Genomic DNA, 18,523 nt, shown 5'->3' with positions numbered 1-18,523 from the left:
AGCCGGGCGGAATTCCGCCCGGCTGTCCTATCATTTTTATAGAGATCCGGTGTTTTCTCCGTCATACTGGTCCGGATGCAGGAACTTTCGCACGGCAAAGATCACAGCTACCGCCACGACGCCCAGCAGCGTCTCCAGGGAACCGGCATGGCTGACGATCATTTGTCGGACGATGGTGAAAAGCAGCACGTCGATCACCGCTCCGGCGGTGTGTAGCGCCAGCATCTTGACAAACTCCAGCCCCATCACTAACAGCAGTGCGTGGGAGAGAAAGGTGCTGATGGAAAAGCTGCCGGGATCAGCCAGCAGAGACGGGACGGTCGTGCCCAGAAGATAGAGTGCGCCGAAGATGATAAACAGTACGATGACGGCGGCCAAAAGCAGCTCCAGCAGCCGGACGGTCTTGAGGATCAGTTGCTGAAAATGAGTTTGTTTCATTAAGTACTCCTTGCAATTGGGTTGATGCGGGGAACCATTTCATTTTCCCGACGTTCAGTCTACCAGAAATGCGGGCAAAGTCAAGCCAGCCTTGCGGAATTGGGGAGAATAGGGTATACTTTCTTAGTTATCTGAAATCTTCCATCCAGGACAGGAGGACGCTTCCATGAAACTCATGGTCATCGACGGCAACAGCATCATCAACCGGGCCTATTACGGCATCCGCCCTCTGACCAACCGGGAAGGGCTCTACACCCACGCGGTGTTTGGCTTTCTCACCACCATGCTGCGTCTGGTGGGGGAGGAGAGTCCGGACGCACTGTGCGTCACCTTTGATGTTCATGCGCCCACCTTCCGGCACACTGCTGATGCGGCCTACAAGGCTACCCGCAAGCCCATGCCGGAGGAGCTTCGGATGCAGGTGCCGGTGCTCAAGGAGGTACTGGACGCGCTGAATATCCCACGCTACGAGCTGGAGGGCTGGGAGGCGGACGATCTGATCGGTACCATCTCCCGCAAATGCGAATCGCAGGACTGGGCGTGCGTGGTGGTGACGGGAGACAAGGACTCCCTGCAGCTCATCACAGACCGCACCAAGGTAAAGCTGGTCTCCACCCGCATGGGACAGACCACCACGAAAGACATGACCCCGGAGACGTTCCGGGAGCAGTATGGCTTCGACCCCATCCACATGATCGACCTGAAGGCCCTCATGGGAGATGCCTCGGACAACATCCCCGGCGTCCCCGGCGTGGGAGAGAAGACCGCCATGGACCTCATCCAGAAATACGGCAGCATCCAGACCATCTATGAAAAGCTGCCGGACATCGAGGCCAAGCCCGCTGCCATCAAGAAGCTGACAGCGGGAGAGGAGAGCGCCCGTCATTCCTACTGGCTGGCAACCATCGCCACCGACGCGCCGCTGGAGTTTCGGCCGGAGGACAATCTGGTGCGCCAGCCGGGACCGGAGGCGTACCCGCTCTTTCTCCGACTGGAGTTCACCAAGCTCATCGAGCGTTTCGGCCTTACGGCGGCGGACCAGCCTGCGGAGGAGACGCACACACATGCGTGCACCATGACGGTGGAGCAGGTGACGGAGCAGTCCCGGGCGGAGAAGCTGCTGGCGCTCTGGCGGGAGGCGGATCACATTGCCCTGCTGGCGCTGCCGGATTTGACCGGTGTGTCGGTGATCTGCGGGACCGGGGAGGCCGACGCCTTGACGGCAGAGCTGTTTTTCGACAAATATCAGGGGGACTGGAACGCCCTGCTGACGGCCCTCTTTTCCGCCGATATCAAAAAGGTTTCTCACAACGTCAAGGATCTGATGCGGACGCTGCTGGAAAATGGGTTACCTGCGGAGGGATTCGTCTTTGATACGGCCTTGGCGGCCTATCTGCTGGATGCCACAGCGGGGAGCTACGATCTGCAGCGGCTCTTTGTCACCTACTATAATGAAGAGCTGCCGAAGCCGGTGCATCTGGAAAAGGATGCCTTCTCCCTGCTGGGAGACCCGGCGGCGGCAGAGGCCAGCTTTGACAGCTATGCCGCGGCGGTGAATGCCCTGTATGAGACTCTGGAACCCAAGCTGCGGGAAAAGAACCTGTGGGACCTGTTCGAGACCGCCGAGCTGCCCCTTTGCCGGGTGCTGGCGGAGATGGAGCGGACCGGCTGCCGGGTGGATGCCAGGGCCCTTGCGGCCTTTGGAGAGCTGCTCTCCGCCCGGGCCGGCGAGATCCAGCAGCACATCTATGACCTGGCGGGAGAGAAATTCAACATCAACTCCCCCAAACAGCTGGGCCAGATCCTCTTTGACAAGCTGGGCCTGCCCCACGGAAAAAAGACCAAGACCGGCTGGTCCACCAATGCCGACGTACTGGAGAAGCTCCGTTATGAGGCTCCCATCGTGGGAGCAGTGCTGGAATACCGCCAGCTCACCAAGCTCAAGTCCACCTATGCCGAGGGACTCCTGAAGGCCATGGACCCGGACGGCCGGGTGCGTACCTCCTTCCAGATGACGGTGACTGCTACCGGGCGCCTCAGCTCCACGGAGCCCAACCTCCAGAACATCCCCACCCGCACGGACCTGGGCAGCGAGATCCGCAAAATGTTCATCCCCGCCGACGGCTGTGTGCTGGTGGACGCGGACTACTCCCAGATCGAGCTGCGGCTGCTGGCTCATATCTCCGGGGATACGGGAATGCAGGAGGCCTTCCTCTCCGGCGGGGATTTCCACGCGGAGACGGCGGCCAAGGTGTTCCATGTGGCCCGGGCGGATGTGACACCTGAGATGCGCCGCCGGGCCAAGGCGGTGAACTTCGGCATCGTCTATGGCATCTCCGCCTTCTCCCTGAGTCAGGATATCGGTTCCACCGTGGCGGAGGCCAAGGCATATATGGACGCCTACTTTGAGACGTTTCCCGGCGTTCGGAAGTATATGGACGCTGTGGTGGAAAAGGCCAAGCAGGACGGCTTTGTGGAGACCCTGTTTCACCGCCGGCGGGATCTGCCGGAACTCACCTCCTCCAACCACAATTTGCGCGCTTTCGGTGAGCGGGTGGCGCTGAACATGCCCATTCAGGGCACGGCGGCGGATATCATGAAGCTCGCCATGGTGGCGGTTGCCGGACGGCTGAAGGCGGAACGGCCTCAGGCACGCCTGGTCCTGCAGGTCCACGACGAGCTGATCGTGGAGTGCCCGGCGGAAGAGGCGGAAGCGGTGGCGCGGCTGCTGGAAGAGGAGATGGAGCATGTGGTTTCCCTCTCCGTTCCTCTGACGGCGGAGGCCCACTGGGGGGCGAACTGGCTGGAGGCCAAGGGATAAAACGCCGATAGAAGCCCGGTATGATTTCCGGCACGGCCTGTGCCGCCCGCTGCGGGATCTGACTGTGGTGGTGGCGCTGATGCACCGTGAAAAAACGCATCTGCTTGTCCCTGAAGCCGGGCAGATGCGGAAGCGAATAGACGGCCTGAACGAAGAAAGGATATTCTATGGAACATACATCCATGCATGTGCGCATCGTTCCGATGACCGCTGATCACCTGGATGAGGTGGCGGAACTGGAGAGGATCTGCTTTTCCACACCCTGGTCCCGGAATATGCTGGCAGAGGAACTGGACAATGCGCTGTCTGCGTTTTTGGTGGCGCTGGACGATAGTGGAAAAGTCGTGGGATATGCCGGACTCCAGGTAGTGCTGGACGAGGGGTATATCACCAATGTGGCGGTGCGGCCGGAGTGCCGCCGTCAGGGTGTGGCGGGAAAACTGCTGCAGGTGTTTTTAGACTTTGCCCAGGGAAACCATCTGGCGTTCTTGACGCTGGAGGTCCGGGCATCCAATTACGACGCCATCGCCCTCTATGGAAGCCGAGGTTTCCGCAGCGCCGGGCGGCGGAAGAATTACTACGAGCATCCCAAGGAGGATGCCATCATCATGACAAAGGAGTTCGAATATGGAACTGAAACTGCCGACACCGGAACAGCTGGAGACGGTGTATGAGGCGGACCTGAAGGTGTCGTTTCCGGCTGCGGAGCTCAAACCGCTGCGGATCATCCAAAAGATGGTGGAGGACGGGTATTACCGTCCCTGGTGCCTCTTTGATGGAAAGGAGATCGTGGGGGAGTGCTTTTTATGGCTGGGAGCCCCTGGCTGGGCGCTGCTGGATTATCTGTGTGTCTCGCCCCGCTTCCGCAACGGCGGTGTGGGGGCGCTGATGCTTGCTGAAATGCTGGCAGCGGAGCCGGACACCGTTATCCTGGGGGAGAGTGAGGTACCGGAGTATGCGCCGGACCCTGACATGGCGCGGCGGCGCCTGGGGTTCTATGCCCGTAACCACGCCAGGCTGGCCGGATATGACACGGAGATGTTCGGCGTACCCTATAAGACGCTGTATTGGGCGGATGGTCCCATCCCGGACCAGCAGTTGATCGATGCCCACAGGACAATCTACCTGAGCCGCTTTTCCCCGGACAAATATGCCCGATATATTCGGATTCCGCGGGAGCCCGACGCGGAGCCAATGCCCAGAGTGGATTGGAATGAATAAAATGAATAAAGAGAGAGGGGATGCGTCCCAATGAAAATCCTTGCGTTTGAATCCTCCTGCGACGAAACTGCTGTGGCGGTGGTGGAGGATGGCCGGAAAGTCCTTTCCGACGCCATTGCCTCTCAAGCGGATATGCACGCTTTGTATGGCGGTGTGGTGCCGGAGATTGCCTCCCGTAAGCATGTGGAGGTCATTGCGGCTCTGACGGAGCAGGCGCTGCGTCAGGCGGCGTGTACCCGCGAGGACATCGACGCCGTGGCGGTGACCTATGCTCCCGGCTTGATTGGTGCGGTGCTGGTGGGGCTCAGTTTTGCCAAATCCGTGGCCTTTGCCCTGGGGGTACCGCTGATCCCCGTCCACCATGTGCGGGGACATATTGCCGCCAACTATCTGGCATTTCCGGAACTGGAGCCACCCTTTCTGGCTCTGGCCATCTCTGGAGGAAATACCCTCATTGTGGATGTGCGGGACTACACGGACCTGCACATTTTAGGTGCTACACGGGATGACGCGGCGGGAGAGTGCTTTGACAAAGCTGCACGGGTATTGGGGCTGCCGTATCCCGGCGGCGCGCCGCTGGATCGGCTGGCGCAGCAGTCCAAGGGCGGCGTGTACCGCCTGCCCCTTTCCCATGTGGATGGAGCGCCGCTGGATATGAGTTTTTCAGGACTGAAAACGGCGGTTGTGAATCTGGCACATCACACCCAGCAGATTGGGGAGGAACTGGACCGCGCGGCGCTTGCCAGGGACTTTGCGCAGGCGGTCAGCGACACACTGGTTCCCCGTGCCATGGAGGCGCTTCGCCAGACGGGGCGCAAGGCTCTCTGCGCGGCGGGAGGCGTAGCGGCCAATTCTATTATCCGGGGAGACCTGGAGCGAGCCTGTGCTGAGGCTGGATGTCGGCTGTACCTGCCGCCGCTGCGGCTGTGCGGGGACAATGGAGCCATGATTGGTGCGCAGGGATATTATGAGTACCTGGCCGGCCATACGGCAGACATGTCCTTAAATGCCTATGCCACGCGGGCCATTGAGGCGGAGGCGGATGACAATTGAAAGAGCGGCTGCTGTGGGCAGCCGCTCTTTTTTTGGAGAAACCCTGTGGAAGCGGATAACAAAAATGAATATGTAAAAAAATGTAAACCAAACGTAAAGGAAGTGAACTTGCTTTTTTGAAGGGGTGCTCAAAAATTTTGCAAATTCGGTTACATGAGCTGAAAAAACCGGCAAAACAACGAATATATGTGAAAAGCGAAGATATTATGTAAATTAATGCGGGAGGAGTTAACTGTGTAAAACACCAGTTACAAAGATTGTAAAAAAATTACAAAAATCGATGAACTTATTGAAATTAAAGGGAATATAGCGTGTTGAAAACCTTGTGGAAAATGTGGATAACCATTTGTAAAGAATTTGGATAATAAAAATTATGTGAATTGAAAAAGTGGAGAACTCTGTGGAGAATGTGGAAAGAATACTGGAGGAGCAGTCGAGAAATATCAAAAAACGGTGAGAAAAACTGTCGGTTTGTCTGTTGACTTTCCTGCAAATTCTGATGAATTCGACATATTTCATCCGAATTGATTTCAAAAAATGCAAGTAATCCTGCAAAAATACGAGCCGTAATATACACGGAGGCGTGTATACAGCATGGGTGGAAAAAGGTGTTGACGCTGCATGGAAATTATGATATGATTAACCTTGTCTGAAGCGGAAGCAATTTGCTTTTGAAAATTTAAATTTGTTTTGATGCTACTGTGGCTCAGTTGGTAGAGCAGCTGATTCGTAATCAGCAGGTCGCCGGTTCGAGTCCGGCCAGTAGCTCCAGAAACTCCCTGAAAACAACCGTTTTCAGGGAGTTTCTTTTTGCAAAAGTTCCGAATTTTAGAGGCGCCAAAATCGCGACCCACACGGGCGAAAAAATGCAGCGCACCGGCAGGTAAGTTCGGCCTCCTGTCCCTCCGGCAGGATAGCGAACATGAACAGCGGGTCCAGTACAATGTTGAGTACGCCGCCTATGCCCAAGCCGAAACTGGCCTAGCTGGCGTAGCCCACACTGCGGAAATTGAGATTCCCGGGAGATGACCAGGACGGAACGCGAGACGCTGGACAATAATCAGATCGCCGCCGTCATGTCTTATCGGGCCCGGGCTGAATGCTGGGCTTGATGGCGCTGTTCACAGGATGCCGCTGGGGTGAGCTTTTGGCGCCTCTGGCGGACGTGCTGCCGAAGGACCGGATCGGGCTTATCTTTCGTGATGCACAAGGAAATGATCTTAACTCCCGGCAGCTGTCGGACCTCTGGCACGACTTTTGCGACGGGGCGGGGCTTTACACCACCGAACAGGCAGACGGCGGCCCTGGCGGCTGCAAAGTGCCGCGGTGTATCTAGGTGTATCTATCCCTATACGCTCCACTGGATGCGGCATACATTCGCCACGATTTGTTATGACGCCGGGGTAGATGTCAAGTCTGCTGCGTCCATGCTGGGACACGCCAACGAGCAGACCACCATGGAGATTTATACCCACCTGACAAAAAGCTGGGAGCAGGCCAGCGTGGAAAAGCTGGACGCCTATCTTTCCCAGCAAAAAGAGAGGGCGGCGGGGTGATTCCGCTGTCCTTTTTCTGTGTGTATTTTATTTTGTTTATTTGCGTTGATATTTGATAGTATCTGAAAATGGCAAATTCTACGCAATATCAATAATACCAACGAATGCAGGATATTCCTTACAATATGTTTCAGATTTTGATATTTTGTAAAATCGCAATATCCCTTTGCGGTGTGGTTGGCTAACTGCGGGCAGGCCATGGCCGGAGATCCCCGTTCCTGCACTGTGCTCCGGTTGGATATGGTCAGCTTGTTCTTGACTTAGGCCATACCCGGAATATCCCCTTTCGGATGGTCCACGCGCTTGACAAATATATTCTACAAATGTAGAATGACAATAGAACTACAATTGTAGAGTAAAGGGAGGTGAATATGATGGCAGGCTCCATTCGCCGATTGCCGGATGCAGAGCTGGAGGTCATGCAGGCGATCTGGGCCTGTGCGCCGCCTGTGACCCGGACAGACATCCATGAAATCCTGAAAGACACACACCCTATGGCCCTCACGACGCTGCTGACTGTATTGACGCGTCTTTCAGAAAAGGGATTCCTTCGGATCGAAAAAGTGGGACGCAGTGCCCGATATGTGCCGCTGATCTCCCAGCACGACTATCTTGCACAACAGAGCAATCGATTCCTTCACAAGCTGTGCGGCGGCAATCTCTCCACATTTGCCGCTGCGCTATGTGACAGCGGGTTGAGCAGAGAAGAGGTGGCTGAACTTCGGGATCTCCTGGAAAGGGGGATGCTATGAGCACAGAACTCTTTATAAAGGGCCTGTTTGCCGCCATCATGAGCGGGGTATTTTCCTGGGTTGTGTTTTCGCGGTATGATGCTGAAATTGGCACCGAAAATGAACCAACAGAACGGCAGCGTTACCTGCCCTATGTACCCGGGATGATTCTTCCGCTATTTATCATGACCCTTGTGGGGCTGTCGCTGCTTGATGGCGGAGGGAAAGCTACGGCCCAGCTGATGCTCTCGTTTTGCTTTGGGATTTTCCTGCACATCAGCGTGTACTATGTGATTTTGATGGCACTGCTGCCGCTGCTCCGCAGGCATTTCAGCGCCAGAGCCTGTGCCATGCTCTGGATGATCCCCAATTATCTCTATATTACGTCGCAAAGTTATATGGAGATCCCTATGCCGCTTTTCGTGATTCGGGCTCCGGGCAATCTGGTTTGGGGCTTGTTTGGCGTGTGGGCCGTGGGTTTTGGGACGATTCTTGGTTGGAAGATCCTTTCCCATCTTGCGTTTCGCTTTCGGATTCTGAGACATGCGGTGCCCGTCACGGACCCGGCGGTGCTTGCCGTATGGGATCGCGAGCTGAAATATGCAAATTTCAAAAAGCCTGGATTCAAACTGGTCACTTCCCAAAGTGTAGTGACTCCGCTTTCCGTTGGCCTGTTCCGGCGCAGAATCCGGGTGGTCCTCCCGGATCGCACCTATTCTGAAGAAGAGCTGTCATTGATCTTCCGGCATGAGATTATCCACATTGGAAGAGAGGACTCCTGGTCAAAATTTTTCCTGGTATTTTGTACCGCCATGTGCTGGTTCAATCCCCTGATGTGGATTGCCATGCGGAAAAGCGCAGATGATTTGGAACTGAGCTGTGATGAAACCGTTCTGGTTGGCTGCGATGAAAATACCAGACACCAGTATGCCGGTTTGCTGCTGGAGACGGCCGGCGATGAGCGGGGATTTACCACCTGTTTGTCCGCGACTGCGTCCGCCATGCGGTATCGCCTGAAAAATGTGGTCAAGCCGCCGAAGAAGCATTCCGGCGCGCTGCTGGTCGGGCTGATGTTTTTTGTGCTTTGTATGAGTTGCGGCTATGTCGCTTTGGCCTACAACGGCAGTACAGGCGCGGAAGTGATTTACCGGTCCCGGGATCTGTCAGAGTACCATTTAAGTCATATCGAATTGGCTGACGATCCGTACGACACGACTTGGCTGTGTCCCAATCAGGAGGCGTTCCATACCTACATGGCATCGCTGGAACTGTACCAGCTGACAGGCAACTATTCCTTTGATGGAAGCGATCAGAAATTTACCTTTTTGTATGATACGCCGGAAGGGAAACTGGGGGTGGTTTTGTGTGATAAGGCGCTGGAAGTGGTCCCGTTATACGGCAAAGATCGGACCACACAATGGTATTACATCCCTGGCGGAACGGATTGGGAGATGCTCCATACGCCCCTCATTTCCGCTCCGGCACTCAATCTGTATCTTCAAACACCCGGCTCTCCCTACTCTCAAAAAATCGGAGCCACTCTTTACAAATTGGAAAAAACCGAGAGTGGACAGACCACACAGCTGATCATCCCCGATGCGCCTTCGGACGGTGAAGTAAACGGTGTATTCGGCTATGACGCCAGCGAGGCTGTCCTGAAGTTCTCCTGTACACTGGTTTCTGATTTTCGCGTCGAAGTGGAGTCCTGGGATCAGAAAATCCGCTATTCCCTCTCTCAATCCGATCTGGAAGAGCCGTATCTATTGCCGCTTGCAGACTTTCCGGCACGGTATACGATATTTGCTGTATTGGAAGGTGAAAACGGGGCTGCCTATAACGCAGTTTTTCGCTTTGATGTGGGCGATACATAGCATTGGACGACCTGCTGTGCAGATTGAAACAGCTGCCCATCGGAAATCGTTCCGATGGGCAGCTGCTGTTTTGCCGCTCTTGCGATGCCTTTTCTGGAGAATCCCGCCCCATGATGGAAGGAGCGGTATTATCTCAAATCCTCCAGGTCTGCGGCAGGGATATCATTTTCTATATTATCGCGGGCCAGGTCATTGTCAATGGCTGGATAGATTTTGGAAGGGATCGGCTCTTCCACTTGGTCCGGCTTTGGCCGGGAAATCTCCGGTTTCTTTTTACTCACAAAAATCACCTCAACAACCGTTCTCTATCAGAGGCGGGGTCTCTCATTTTTCCCCGCCATTGCCGTTTTGGTAGTAATCGCCCAGTTTCATCAGCATTCCCAGCGAACAGATCTCAATGCCGGTTTCATTGATAAGGGACTGGACCTGGCTGGGAAGGCTGTTCCAATAGGCTTCCATATTGGGATCTTCGTATTTCATTTTCATCACCGGACATAGATTGCCCTGCTGCGGGCAGTTTATGATGCGAATCCCGTACTGGTATTTTTTAAAAGAAATCGAAACGTACCATTCTGCCGCAGGTTTGCCATGGCCTTTTCAGAGCCGCGAAGGGGATTTATACTGGGGCAGATCCTCTGGCTCTTCACCTGCCGCTTCACCCGGGGGTCCCTGCGAAGTTGTCGGACGGCGGCCCGTCAGACCATTGTAGAGAGACTGCGGCAGGAGTGATTGTGCCAGCAGGCGCCGCCATACAATGGCACATGTCCTAATTGAAAAATCATCAGGAGGTGGACCGTTCCTGTGGGACGGTCCGCCTCCTGATATTATGTGGATCACGCCACGATCCGGCGGTAGGCCCGGGCCGTCAGACCGTAGACCAGGGCGTAAACGGCGCAGAATACCGCCAGTGTTCCCGCTGCGCACAAAGCGTAGCGGCCGGTGCTGGTGAGCTGGAACAGCTTCAGCAGCTTGGAGACCATGGGATAGGCTGCCGCCGTATGGATGCCTGCCATACACAGAGGAAGGAAGAACACCAGCAGAATCTGCGTTTGGATGGAGGCTCGGATCTCCCGGTCCGTCATCCCCCCCTGCCGCAAAATCCGGTAGCGGCGCTGGTCCTCGTACCCTTCGGAGATCTGCTTGTAGTAGATGATAAGGGCCGTGGCCAGCAAGAACAGCAGCCCCAGGAAGATCCCCAGGAAGAGAAAGCCGCCGTACATGGTATAGAGGTCCAGAGTGTTGTCCTGTCGGCTGTTGACGGCGACCCCCTCACCGGGAACGCCGCTGAGAATGTCCCAGGCCAGGGAGCGCTTTTCCTCGTCAGTGCCGTCCACGTTCATCTGGATCAGAAACTGTTTGGAAAAAACATCTCTTCCGGGCTGCGCCATGATTTCATCCAGCACTGCCCGGTCTGCCACCACCAGCGTCACCGATGCGGTCTCATTGGTGACGAAAGCGCTGCCATTCATCGGCAGGTCCGTCTCCAGCCGCTGCGCAATGCGGAAGGGCAGGGAACCGATGTAAAAGGTGTCCGGCAGATCGAGCCCTTCGGTATAGGCCAGTACCTGGCCTGCTTCCAGCGTGATCTCCTGGTCGGTGCAGCGGGTGTAATCCTCCGCTGTCACCAGCTGCAGATGGACCTTGGGGTCTGTCTCCCATTGAAAGGTGTTTCCGCTGTACCCGCACCAGTCCTCTGCAAGGTTGAGCCAACCAAAGTGGGATGCTGTGCGGCCGGAGGCGGCAAGATTCTCCTCCACCTTGGCCCGGACCTCTTCTGACGCGGGCAGCACCACATCCTCGCCGTAGCCGCTGAGGGACTGAACGACCTGGATATCGAAGGGAAACATCTGGTTCAGCGTTTCCTCGCAGCTCTGGTAGAGGCTGACGGTAGTGGATACCGTTACCAGTACCATGGTGGAGAGGATGCAGATGTTGGCAAGGCCCACGGCGTTCTGCTTCATCCGGTGCAGCAATCCCGCCACGGCGGTGAAGTGCCGGGTCTGGTAGTAATAGCCGGGATTGGAGCGCAGGGCTTTTAACACCGCCACCGATCCGGCGGTGAACAGGCAATAGGTGCCGATCATCACCAGCACCACCGCCAGGAAGAAAAAGGCCAGAGCCTCCAAGGGCTGCTGGACCTTCCAGGAGAGGAAATAGCCGCCTCCCATAGTCAGCAGACCCAGCACCACCAGCAGCCGTCTGGTTTTGGGTTCCCGCTCTCCGGCAGATTCGCTGTGGAGCAGCTCCACCGGCCGGGCCCGGCCGATGCGGACAAGGTTGCACACCAGGGTCAGGGCAAAGAGAACCGTGAACAGAGAGGTGGTGCTGACCATGCCCTCCACACTGATCTCGAAGCCGAACTCCACCGGCAGCCGGGAGAGCTGCAAAAGCAGCAGCAGCGTCAGCTTGCTGAACAAGATGCCGACGGCCAGCCCTCCTAGGATGGCGGCCAGGGCGCAGTAGAGAGTTTCCCAGAAACACAGCAGGGCGATATGCCGTTTTTCCAATCCGAGAATGTTGTAAAGTCCCAGCTCCCGCTGCCTCCGCTTCATGACGAAGCTGTTGGCGTAGAGCAGCAGCACCGCGGAAAAGAGAGCCACCACGATGCAGCCCAGGTACATCAGGCTCTGGAGATACCCGGCACCCCGGACAGAGGCGACGATGTCGCTGACTGTCAGGTAACGGAGAATGTAGAACATGGCGGCGGTGCTGCCGCAGGAGAGAAGGTACGGCCCGTAGTACCGGCCGTTGCGCAGCAGGTTCACCAGAGCCAGCCGGGGGAAAAAACCGGACTTACGCATGGGAACCGCCTCCCTCTGCCAGGACAGTCAACGTGTCGGAAATGCGGCGGAATTGACTCTCCCGGCTCTCGCTGCCCCGGTAGAGCTGGTGGTACACCTCCCCGTCCCGGAGGAACAGCACCCGTCCGGCATGGCTGGCAGCCTTCACCGAGTGGGTGACCATCAAAATGGTCTGCCCGCCGCCGTTCACCTCTCCGAACAGCTCCAGCAGATTGTCTGATGCACGGGAGTCCAGGGCGCCGGTGGGTTCGTCCGCCAGGATGATCTGAGGGCCTGTGATCAGAGCCCGGGCCACAGCGGCGCGCTGCTTCTGGCCGCCGGAGACCTCGTAGGGGTACTTGGTGAGAATATCCGTAATGCCCAGCTGCTCCGCGATAGGCTGGAGCCGTTTGCGCATGGTCGGGTAGTCGGTGCCCGCCAGCACCAGGGGCAGGAAGATATTGTCCTGAAGGGAGAAGGTGTCCAGCAGGTTGAAATCCTGGAACACGAAGCCCAGGTGAGACCGGCGGAAGGCCGCCAGGTCCCGCTCCCGGATATCCGAGAGAGCCTTGCCGTTCAAAAACACCTCACCGGCGGTGGGACGGTCCAATGCCGCCAGGATGTTCAAAAGGGTGGTCTTGCCGGAGCCGGACTCCCCCATGATGGCCACGTACTCTCCCGGCTCCAAGGAGAAATTCACGTTGGAGAGGGCCTGGACCTGATTGCCGCCGAAGCGGGTGGTGTAGATTTTCTGCAGGTGCTGTACTTCCAGCAGTGCCATAAGAAAAGCCTCCTTGCCTTGGGATGACTCCAGTATAACAGCGGAGCCGGACTGCCCGCCATCGCCCTGGCTTACAGTCCGGCCCGGTATCTTACACTTTTGTAAGGAATCACTCCATGGTTCGCATTGTCCGGCTCAGATCCAGCCGGACAATGGTGCCCTGCCCGGGCCGGGACACGATGGTGAGATCATGATTCAGCTTTTCCGTCACCCGGCGGCACAGATACAGTCCGATGCCGGTGGACTTCTGTCCTGCCCGGCCATTGTAGCCGGTAAAGCCCTTCTCGAAAATCCGGGGCAGATCTTCCTCCCGGATTCCAATGCCGGTATCCGCAACTACCAGTGTTTCGCCATCCCCATAGATCCGGACGGTGCCCCCGGCGGGCGTGTACTTCAAAGCGTTGGAGAGAAGCTGCTCCACCACAAAGGAGAGCCACTTGCCGTCGGTGAGCACTGTGCGGCCCGTCTCCCGGAAATCCAGGGTGATGTGCTTCAATATGAACAGCCGGGCAAACTTCCGAATCCCTTGGCGAATCAGGGCGTCCAGGTCCGTATCCTGAAAGACGTAGTCAGTGGAGTCGCTGTCCAGCCGCAGGTAGCCCAGCACCATGTCCACGTACTGGCCGATTTTCAAAAGTTCCGCCTCCAATTGTTCCCGGGGCGGCGGGTCCTCCTGAAGCAGCAGCCCGGCGGCGGCCATAGGGGTTTTGATCTGATGGGCCCAGAGTGTATAGTAGTCGGTCATGTCCTCCAGCTTGTCCCGCTCCCGGGCCAGAAGTCGGGTACGGTGGGCGGCCACCGCTGTCAGCAGTGCCTGATAATCCTCCTCCAGCAAATCCCCGGCAAGAGGGAGGGGAAGCACCGGTTCCTCCGCCCGGTCCAGCAGCTGCCGCAGCTCCCGGTGCCGGGAGCGAAAGCGCCGGAAACCCAGAATGAACAGCACTGCCCCAAGAACCAGGCAGAGAAGGGCCCCATAGCCCACTGCCTCCAATGGCAGATCGTACAGGGAGAACACCGCAGCGAACACGGCGGCGATCCCCGCAAGCAGAACCAGCAGCAGACGCTGCCGCTTCAGGTATGCCAGAAGTTCCATGGACTATTCCTCCACCAGATATCCCTCGCCCTTCCGGGTGCGGATCAGATCCGGCAGCCCTGCTGCCTCCAGCTTCCGCCGCAATCGGCCCACATTGACGGTGAGGGTGTTCTCATCCACAAAGCTGTCGGACTCCCACAGACGGGTCATCAGAGCCTCCCGGCTGACGGTCTGACCCTTCCGCTCCAGCAGCATCTGCAAAATCCGAAATTCATTCCGGGTCAGCTCCACCCGCTGCCCGGCGGCGGTCAGCGTCCCGTCGGACACGTTCAGCACCGCGCCGCCGCACTGGAGCAGGTGGGTGGGCGGGCCGAAGTCATAGGCCCGGCGCAGCATGGCCTGGACTTTGGCGGAGAGAACCTGCAGGTCGAAGGGCTTGGCCAGCAGGTCGTCGCCGCCCAGCTGCATAGCCATGACGGTATTGACGCTGTCCCCGGCGGAAGTCAGAAACAAAATGGGCACCTTGGAGACCTTGCGGATTTCCTGGCACCAGTGATAGCCGTTGAAAAAGGGCAGGGAGATGTCCAGCAGCACCAGTTGGGGGTCGAAGGCGGCAAACTCCTGAAGCACCCGGTCGAATTTCTGGGCGCAGCGGACCGTGTAGCCCCAGCCCTCCAGATGACGGGCTACGGCACCGGCAATGACCTCATCATCCTCTACCAGAAAAATGCGATACACGGACCCACCTCCTCGATAGGAAAGAGCGTACCATTCTGCCCCGGGATTGTCAATCACCGGCAGCCGGGATTGCGGGCTGCTGCGGCAGGGAGGAGGGAACTTGCAGCCAGCTCCTTTTATAGAGCAGCTGTCCCTGAAACAAATACCCAGTCATTTTCTGAAAATTCTTTTCAATTTTTTGAAACGATGGTACCCTGATGTGCGAATATACAGGCGGGAAGGCGGTGAGACAGTGGAAGAACAATGGATTCGGGAGATCCAGCGCAAGGGCTCACGGACGGCGGCAGATCAGCTGATTCGGGCCCACTACGACGAGATCTACCGCTTTGTATACCGCCAGACCGGTCATAAGGAGGACGCCATGGACCTGACCCAGTCTATTTTCCTGGCCATGCTGCGGGCTCTGCCCACCTATCGGGCGGAGCGGGGAACGTTCCGTACCTGGCTCTACCGCATTGCCGCCAACAAGGTCATCGACGCCCGCAGAAGAACCCGCCTGATGCCCCTGTCCATGGAGGAGCTGGAGGTGCCGTCGGAAGAGGACTTCGCGGTCCGGATTCAGGATCGGGCGCTGCTGGAACAGATCGAGGCCTATATCTCCGGCCTGGACCCGCAGGCCCAGGCGGTGTTCCGCCTGCGGCTCTATGGAGAGCAGTCCTTCCCGGAAATCGCCGCCGCCCTGGGAGAACCGGAAGCGGCGGTAAAATCCCGCTATTACCGCCTGCTGGGGCGGCTGAGAAAGGAGTTTGATCCACATGGATAACTTCTGGAACGAAATCCCCATGCCCACGGAGGCGGAAAAGAATGCCGCCGTGGCCCGCATCCTGGACGCCGGACTTCCGCCCCGGCCGGGGCTCCGGCACACGTTGGCGGAAACCGTACGGGCGACAGGACTGCAAACACTGTTTTTCGGCGCGGCGGACTGCCTGTTTCTCTCCGTACTGTTTCTGGTTTTGTGTTTGCTGCCTGCAGCCGCCGCGGCAGCCCGGCAGGGGCCTGTGGGTCCGGCATTGTTTTTGCTGTCTCCCGCGCTGTATGCTGCGCTCCATCTGCTGACCGCCTGGAAGGAGGCACAGTCCGGTACGCTGGAGTGGCGGCAGACCTGCCGCGTCTCCCTGCGGGCCATGACCGCACTGCGGATGCTGGTGTTCGGAGGAACATCGGTGCTGGTGTGTGTGCCGGTCAACCTGCTGCTGTGGCACCTTGCGGGAGGAAGGGAATCTCTTTCCTGGATGGTAGCCCTGTCCGTCTCCAGCTTGTGCCTGTATGGAGTGTTGGCACTCTATTGCATGCGGCTTCGGGGAATCGTGGGCCTGCTGACGGCCCCGGCGGCCTGGGCGGCGCTGGGGACCGTTCCGCTGCTGTGGGGTCGGGCCGCCCGGTGGCTTGCAGGCGTGCCCACTGCATTGTTCTGCCTGCTCACCGCTGCCGCTCTGGCCCTGTATTTCACGGAGCTGCGCCGCTTCTGCCGGCGGCGCACAGAAGGAGGAAGCATCTATGCTCTCAGTTGAACATGTCACAAAGCAATATGGAACCTTCACGGCTCTGGAGGACATCTCCCTGACGTTTTCTTCCGGCGTCTACGGACTGCTGGGACCCAACGGTGCCGGAAAGACCACCCTGATGAAAATGCTGGCGACGCTCTTGTTTCCCACAAAGGGAGAGATCCTCTGGAACGGAGAGGACATTCTGGCCCTGGGGGCGGACTACCGGGGGCTGCTGGGATATCTCCCCCAACAGTTCGGGTACTATCCCAATTACACCCCCCGACAGTTCCTGCGGTATGTGGCCGCGCTCCAGTGCATCCCGAAGCGGGAGGCGGAGGGACGCATCAGTCGCCTCCTGGAGCTGGTGGGGCTGGGGGCGGACGGAGAGCGAAAGCTCAAGAAGTTCTCCGGCGGCATGATCCAGCGGGTGGGGATCGCCGCTGCCATGCTGAATGATCCTCGACTGCTGATCCTGGACGAGCCCACCGCCGGGCTGGACCCCCGGGAACGGGTCCGGTTCCGGAACCTCATCCACTCCCTGGCGGAGGACCGGATTGTACTGCTGTCCACCCACATTGTCTCCGACGTAGAGACCATCGCCGGACAGATCGTCATGTTCCGGGATCACCATCTCTACTGCTGCGACACCCCTGCCAACATCTGCGCCCGGTTTCACGGGAAGGTCTTTCAGGTCCCAGCGGGAACAATTCTGGGGCCGGACCAGTTTTTCCTCAGCGAGGGGCAGAGCGCGGAGGGACCGGTGCTGCGCATCCTGACGGAAAAACCACCCGCCGGGGCCGTTTCTGCGGTGCCGGGGCTGGAGGATGCCTTCCTTGCCATCTATCGGGAGGAACAGCCATGAGCCTGGCCGTGTACGAGTGGCGCAAACTCTTCCGTCTGCCGGCCCTGTGGGTTTTCCTGGGTCTGAGCCTTCTCTTCAATGCGTTTTTGATTTGCACGCTCTCGGAGTGGGACCGGACTTTCTTCAACGAGACTTCGGCAGACGCCGCCTGCCTGGGCCAGCGGGTGGATCAGGCGTTTTGTGATGGCCTGGAGGCCATGCCGGAGACGGAGAACCGGGCGGCTCTGCTCCAGTCCGTCACCGGCCTGGAGGATATCTTCGAAACCTATGATACCGGCAGTTTGAAGGATTTCTATACGGATGTGGTGAAGACCTCTCCTACGGCTGTGTCGTGGATGGCCTGGAAATACGATCTCCTGGCGAAGCGGGTGGACCACCTGGCCCGGACGGACGCCGGCATGGACCTGTATGCCGGGCCTGTCACCCAGGGGAGTCACCAATTTCTCTTCGGGACACTGATGCGGGCCATGCTGGGAGAGGCGGCGATGGCCGCCATGCTGGGGACGCTGTATCTTCTGGGGTACGAGGAACTGCACAAAACGGAGAGCCTTGCCTGCGCCTCCCGGACCGGGCGGCGTCTGGGACGGACCAAGGTCCTCTCGTCCCTTGTGGCAGCACCGACGTTTCTGGCCCTGGTGGCCGGGCCTTCTCTGGGGCTGTACTTTGCCCGGTTTGACTACGGCGGCATCTGGGGTGCCAGCGTTTCCAGCCAGTTCAACTACCTCTCGGACATGCTGCTGGTGCGGCCCTTCCTTACCTGGGGGGACTTCACCGTGGCTGGGTATCTGGCGGCGGCTCTGGCCTTGGGAGCAGCGTTGACGGCGGTGTTTTCTTTGCTGGCGGCTCTCTGCGGTGCCCTGGTCCGCAGTCCTTATCTGGCGGCGCTGGTGCTGGGAATTTTCTGCTTTGGGGGTCTGGGGTTCACCTCGGTTCTGGGAAACCTCAAGCTGTGGGTGGGATATGAGATCTCCTGCTTTCAGCCAACTATCGTGTGGCTCTGCTGCGGCGGGTGGTTTACGGAGCTGGGCCTTAACGCGGTGCTGCCCTGGCAGGAGACCATCACTGTGGTGTTGGATCTGCTGCTTCTTGGCGCCGGAACGGCTTTGGCACTGCGCCGCTTTATGAGAAAGTCCAATGGTAATAAGTCAAGA

General features: G+C 58.0%; 18 protein-coding genes and 1 tRNA gene. 12 read left to right on the top strand and 7 right to left on the bottom strand.

The genetic code is table 11. From position 1 onward, the window contains the following. Nucleotides 1–36: 36 nt before the first annotated feature. On the bottom strand, nt 37–438 hold the full coding sequence (locus QZL67_RS01590; RefSeq protein WP_022289030.1) for a hypothetical protein: 402 nt from the start codon (nt 436–438) through the stop codon (nt 37–39). A 166-nt stretch (nt 439–604) separates the two neighbouring features. Between QZL67_RS01590 and polA the strand changes: the two genes are divergently transcribed. The 8 genes from polA to QZL67_RS01550 all read left to right on the top strand — a co-directional run bounded on the left by polA (nt 605) and on the right by QZL67_RS01550 (nt 9,691). Continuing rightward, nucleotides 605–3,259: a DNA polymerase I gene (polA, locus tag QZL67_RS01585; protein ID WP_022289029.1), complete on the top strand. Its 2,655-nt coding sequence runs from the start codon at nt 605–607 to the stop codon at nt 3,257–3,259. Nucleotides 3,260–3,426: 167 nt separating this feature from the next. Next, nucleotides 3,427–3,933 carry a ribosomal protein S18-alanine N-acetyltransferase gene (rimI, locus tag QZL67_RS01580; RefSeq protein ID WP_022289028.1) on the top strand — a complete coding sequence of 169 codons (507 nt, stop codon included), beginning with the start codon at nt 3,427–3,429 and terminating at the stop codon, nt 3,931–3,933. Beyond that, nucleotides 3,887–4,480, top strand: a complete 594-nt coding sequence (locus tag QZL67_RS01575) for a GNAT family N-acetyltransferase (RefSeq protein ID WP_022289027.1) — start codon at nt 3,887–3,889, stop codon at nt 4,478–4,480. Before rimI ends, QZL67_RS01575 begins: the two co-directional genes overlap by 47 nt. 30 nt (nt 4,481–4,510) lie before the next feature. Further along, nucleotides 4,511–5,533: a tRNA (adenosine(37)-N6)-threonylcarbamoyltransferase complex transferase subunit TsaD gene (gene tsaD, locus QZL67_RS01570; protein WP_022289026.1), complete on the top strand. Its 1,023-nt coding sequence runs from the start codon at nt 4,511–4,513 to the stop codon at nt 5,531–5,533. A gap of 695 nt (nt 5,534–6,228) precedes the next feature. Continuing rightward, nucleotides 6,229–6,304: transfer RNA gene (locus QZL67_RS01565), tRNA-Thr, on the top strand. 431 nt (nt 6,305–6,735) lie between these two features. Continuing rightward, the gene (locus QZL67_RS01560) at nt 6,736–7,089 is read left to right on the top strand and encodes a tyrosine-type recombinase/integrase (RefSeq protein WP_022289025.1); all 354 of its coding nucleotides are present in this window, start codon (nt 6,736–6,738) and stop codon (nt 7,087–7,089) included. 374 nt (nt 7,090–7,463) lie between these two features. Continuing rightward, entirely contained in the window at nt 7,464–7,841 is a 378-nt protein-coding gene (locus QZL67_RS01555; RefSeq protein ID WP_292919640.1) for a BlaI/MecI/CopY family transcriptional regulator, read from the top strand. Next, complete coding sequence (locus QZL67_RS01550) at nt 7,838–9,691, top strand: M56 family metallopeptidase (RefSeq protein WP_022289023.1); 1,854 nt, start codon at nt 7,838–7,840, stop codon at nt 9,689–9,691. Before QZL67_RS01555 ends, QZL67_RS01550 begins: the two co-directional genes overlap by 4 nt. Before the next feature lie 128 nt (nt 9,692–9,819). Here the strand turns inward: QZL67_RS01550 and QZL67_RS01545 are convergent, their stop codons facing one another. The 6 genes from QZL67_RS01545 to QZL67_RS01520 all read right to left on the bottom strand — a co-directional run bounded on the left by QZL67_RS01545 (nt 9,820) and on the right by QZL67_RS01520 (nt 15,023). Beyond that, nucleotides 9,820–9,972 carry a hypothetical protein gene (locus QZL67_RS01545; RefSeq protein WP_292919638.1) on the bottom strand — a complete coding sequence of 51 codons (153 nt, stop codon included), beginning with the start codon at nt 9,970–9,972 and terminating at the stop codon, nt 9,820–9,822. 43 nt (nt 9,973–10,015) lie between these two features. Beyond that, entirely contained in the window at nt 10,016–10,171 is a 156-nt protein-coding gene (locus QZL67_RS01540; protein ID WP_292919636.1) for a hypothetical protein, read from the bottom strand. Between the two features lie 353 nt (nt 10,172–10,524). Next, on the bottom strand, nt 10,525–12,492 hold the full coding sequence (locus tag QZL67_RS01535; RefSeq protein WP_022289022.1) for an FtsX-like permease family protein: 1,968 nt from the start codon (nt 12,490–12,492) through the stop codon (nt 10,525–10,527). Then, entirely contained in the window at nt 12,485–13,252 is a 768-nt protein-coding gene (locus tag QZL67_RS01530; RefSeq protein ID WP_022289021.1) for an ABC transporter ATP-binding protein, read from the bottom strand. Before QZL67_RS01530 ends, QZL67_RS01535 begins: the two co-directional genes overlap by 8 nt. 109 nt (nt 13,253–13,361) lie before the next feature. Further along, complete coding sequence (locus tag QZL67_RS01525) at nt 13,362–14,345, bottom strand: HAMP domain-containing sensor histidine kinase (protein WP_022289020.1); 984 nt, start codon at nt 14,343–14,345, stop codon at nt 13,362–13,364. A 3-nt stretch (nt 14,346–14,348) separates the two neighbouring features. After that, entirely contained in the window at nt 14,349–15,023 is a 675-nt protein-coding gene (locus QZL67_RS01520) for a response regulator transcription factor (RefSeq protein WP_022289019.1), read from the bottom strand. 232 nt (nt 15,024–15,255) lie between these two features. On the opposite strand from QZL67_RS01520, the gene QZL67_RS01515 reads away from it, so the two are divergent. The 4 genes from QZL67_RS01515 to QZL67_RS01500 form a co-directional block, all read left to right on the top strand. Then, nucleotides 15,256–15,786, top strand: a complete 531-nt coding sequence (locus QZL67_RS01515) for an RNA polymerase sigma factor (RefSeq protein WP_022289018.1) — start codon at nt 15,256–15,258, stop codon at nt 15,784–15,786. Next, the gene (locus QZL67_RS01510) at nt 15,779–16,534 is read left to right on the top strand and encodes a hypothetical protein (RefSeq protein WP_022289017.1); all 756 of its coding nucleotides are present in this window, start codon (nt 15,779–15,781) and stop codon (nt 16,532–16,534) included. Before QZL67_RS01515 ends, QZL67_RS01510 begins: the two co-directional genes overlap by 8 nt. Next, nucleotides 16,521–17,372 (top strand): ABC transporter ATP-binding protein, encoded by an 852-nt coding sequence (locus QZL67_RS01505; RefSeq protein WP_022289016.1) that lies wholly within the window; start codon nt 16,521–16,523, stop codon nt 17,370–17,372. The genes QZL67_RS01510 and QZL67_RS01505 overlap by 14 nt, the downstream gene beginning before the upstream one ends. Further along, nucleotides 17,369–18,523: hypothetical protein (locus QZL67_RS01500; RefSeq protein ID WP_292919634.1), on the top strand; the 1,155-nt coding region annotated here is incomplete at its 3' end. The genes QZL67_RS01505 and QZL67_RS01500, both read left to right, overlap by 4 nt.

The organism is Oscillibacter sp. CAG:155 (assembly GCA_000436875.1).
In the GTDB taxonomy this organism is placed as follows: Bacteria; Bacillota; Clostridia; order Oscillospirales; family Oscillospiraceae; genus Oscillibacter.
This window is presented reverse-complemented; position numbering and strand designations above follow the sequence as displayed.